Annotated in this window: 1 protein-coding gene; it reads right to left on the reverse strand. The window is 55.7% G+C overall.

Translation table 11 applies throughout. The features are described from left to right. On the reverse strand, positions 1–3,053 hold a 3,053-nt coding region (locus tag FVB9532_RS19135), incomplete at both ends, for a beta strand repeat-containing protein (RefSeq protein WP_150546787.1).

The raw sequence follows: 3,053 nt of genomic DNA on the forward strand, positions 1-3,053 counted from the left end.
CTGGGTGATCGTATAGCTCGCCGTAAAGGTACTGCTGTTCACAGCACCAGGGGCCAAGCTGGACAGTGGGCCGCCCGATACACTTACCAAGGTATCGGTCACCGTGATATTGGTCAGCGTCACATCTCCCGTATTGGTTACCGTAAAGCTGTAATCGATCGTCTCGCCTACTTGGGCAAAACCGTCACCGTTCGCATCATTGAAAGTTCCCGTCTTGATCAGTGCAATCCCCGGGTTTTGACTGAACGGGGTCACCGTCGTATCGTCCTGGGTGGTACTGCTACTGCTCGATAGGTCCTCGGTGGTCTGTTCATCTCCATTGCCATCGGTATAGGTGCCCGTGGCCGTCGCCTGGTTGGATACATTTCCATTATCCACATCGGCCTGGGTGATCGTATAGCTCGCCGTAAAGGTCGTATTATCTACTGCGCCAGGGGCAAAACTGCCCAAAGGCCCGCCCGATACACTTACCAGTGGATCGGTGACCGTCACATTGGTCAGCGTCACATCCCCGGTGTTCTCCACTTCAAAGGCGTAATCGATCGTCTCGCCCACCTGGGCAAAACCGTCACCGTTCTCATCATTAAAAATAGAGGTCTTGATCAGCGCAATGCCCGGGTTTTGACCAAACGGGGTCACCGTTGTATCGTCCTGGGTGGTACTGCTGCTGCTCGATAGGTCCTCGGTGGTCTGTTCATCACCATTGCCATCGGTATAGGTTCCCGTGGCAGTCGCCTGGTTGGATACATTTCCATTATCCACATCGGACTGGGTGATCGTATAGGTCGCTGTAAAGCTCGTATTATCCACTGCTCCCGGGGCAAAACTGGCCAAAGGCCCGCCCGATACACTTACCAGTGGGTCGGTGACCGTCACATTGGTCAGCGTCACATCCCCGGTGTTCTCCACTTCAAAGGCGTAATCGATCGTCTCGCCTACTTGGGCAAAACCGTCACCGTTCGCATCGTTGAAGGTCCCCGTCTTGATCAGGGCTATGCCCGGGTTCTGGGTAAACGGGGTCTCGGTCACATCGTCTTTGGTGGTACTGCTGCTGCCCGATAGGTCCTCGATGGTCTGTGGGTTCCCGTTGCCATCGGTATAATTACCTATGCCGGTCGCCTGGTTGGATACTTTTCCGTTGTCCACATCGGACTGGGTGATCGTATAGGTCGCCGTAAAGGCGCTGCTGTTCACAGCACCAGGGGCCAGGTTGGCCAAAGGCCCGCCCGATACACTTACCAAGGTGTCGGTGACCGTGATATTGGTCAGCGTCACATCCCCCGTATTGGTTACCGTAAAGCTGTAATCGATCGTCTCGCCCACTTGGGCAAAACCGTCGTTGTTATCATCATTGAAAGTCCCCGTCTTGATCAGCGCTATGCCCGGGTTTTGGGCAAAAGGCGTCTCGGTCACATCGTCCTCTATATTGCTATCATTATCGGAGAGGTCCTCGGTGGTCTGCGCATTACCGTTGCCATCGGTATAGGTTCCCGTGGCAGTCGCCTGGTTGGATACTTTTCCATTGTCCACATCGGACTGGGTGATCGTATAGGTCGCCGTAAAGGTACTGCTGTTCACAGCACCAGGGGCCAAGCTGGACAGTGGGCCGCCCGATACACTTACCAAGGTATCGGTGACCGTGATATTGGTCAGCGTTACCTCTCCCGTATTGGTGACCGTGAACGCGTAATCGATCGTCTCGCCAGCCTGGGCAAAGCCATCGCTGTTCGCATCGTTGAAGGTCCCCGTCTTGATCAGCGCGATGCCCGGGTTCTGGGTAAACGGGGTCTCGGTCACATCGTCCTGGGTGTTACTGCTGCTGCCCGATAGGTCCTCGGTGGTCTGTTCATCACCATTGCCATCGGTATAGGTGCCCGTGGCCTTGGCCTGGTTGGTCACCTTCCCGTTGTCCACATCGGACTGGGTGAGCGTATAGCTCGCCGTAAAGCTACTGTTGTCCACAGCGCCAGGGGCCAAACTGATCGGGCCGCCCGTCACGGTTACCAAGGTATCGGTGACCGTGATATTGGTCAAGGTTACCTCTCCCGTATTGGTTACCGTGAACGCGTAATCGATCGTCTCGCCCACCTGGGCAAAGCCGTCACCGTTCGCATCGTTGAAGGTCCCCGTCTTGATCAGCGCAATGGCCGGGTTTTGGCTAAACGGGGTCACCGTCGTATTATCCCTGGTATAACTGTCACTACCGGAAAGGTCCGTAGTGCTCTGGGGGTTCCCGTTGCCATCGGTATAATTGCCCGTGGCCGTAGCCTGGTTGGTCACCTTCCCGTTGTCCACATCGGACTGGGTGAGCGTATAGCTGGCCGTAAAGGTAGCCGTGTTCTCAGCGCCCGGGGCAAAACTGGCCAGTGGGCCGCCCGATACATTTACCAAGGTATCGGTGACCGTCACATTGGTCAGTGTCACATCCCCCGTGTTCCTGACACTAAAGGTATAGCTGATCGTCTCGCCCACTTGGGCAAAGCCGTCGTTGTTATCATCGTTGAAGGTCGCGGTCTTGATCAGCGCAATGCCCGGGTTCTGGGCAAAAGGCGTCTCGGTCACATCGTCCCCTATATTGCTATCATTATCGGAAAGGTCTTCCGTGGTCTGCGCATTACCGTTGCCATCGGTATAGCTCCCCGTGGCCTTGGCCTGGTTGGTGACCTTCCCGTTGTTCACATCGGACTGGGTGATCGTATAGGTCGCCGTAAAGCTACTGTTGTCCACAGCGCCCGGCGTCAAGCTGGACAGTGGGCCGCCCGATACACTTACCAAGGTATCGGTGACCGTGATATTGGTCAGCGTCACATCTCCCGTATTGGTTACCGTGAACGCATAATCGATCGTCTCGCCAGCCTGCGCAAAGCCGTCGCCGTTCTGATCATTGAAGGTCGAGGTCTTGATCAGCGCAATGGCCGGGTTCTGGGTAAACAGGGTCTCGGTCACATCGTCCTCTATATTGCTATCATTATCGGAGAGGTCCTGCGTGGTCTGCGCATTACCGTTGGCATCGGTATAGCTCCCCGTGGCCGTGGCCTGGTTGGATACTTTTC

The sequence above is a fragment of the Mesonia oceanica genome (genome assembly GCF_902499555.1).
Classification (GTDB): domain Bacteria; phylum Bacteroidota; class Bacteroidia; order Flavobacteriales; family Flavobacteriaceae; genus Mesonia; species Mesonia oceanica.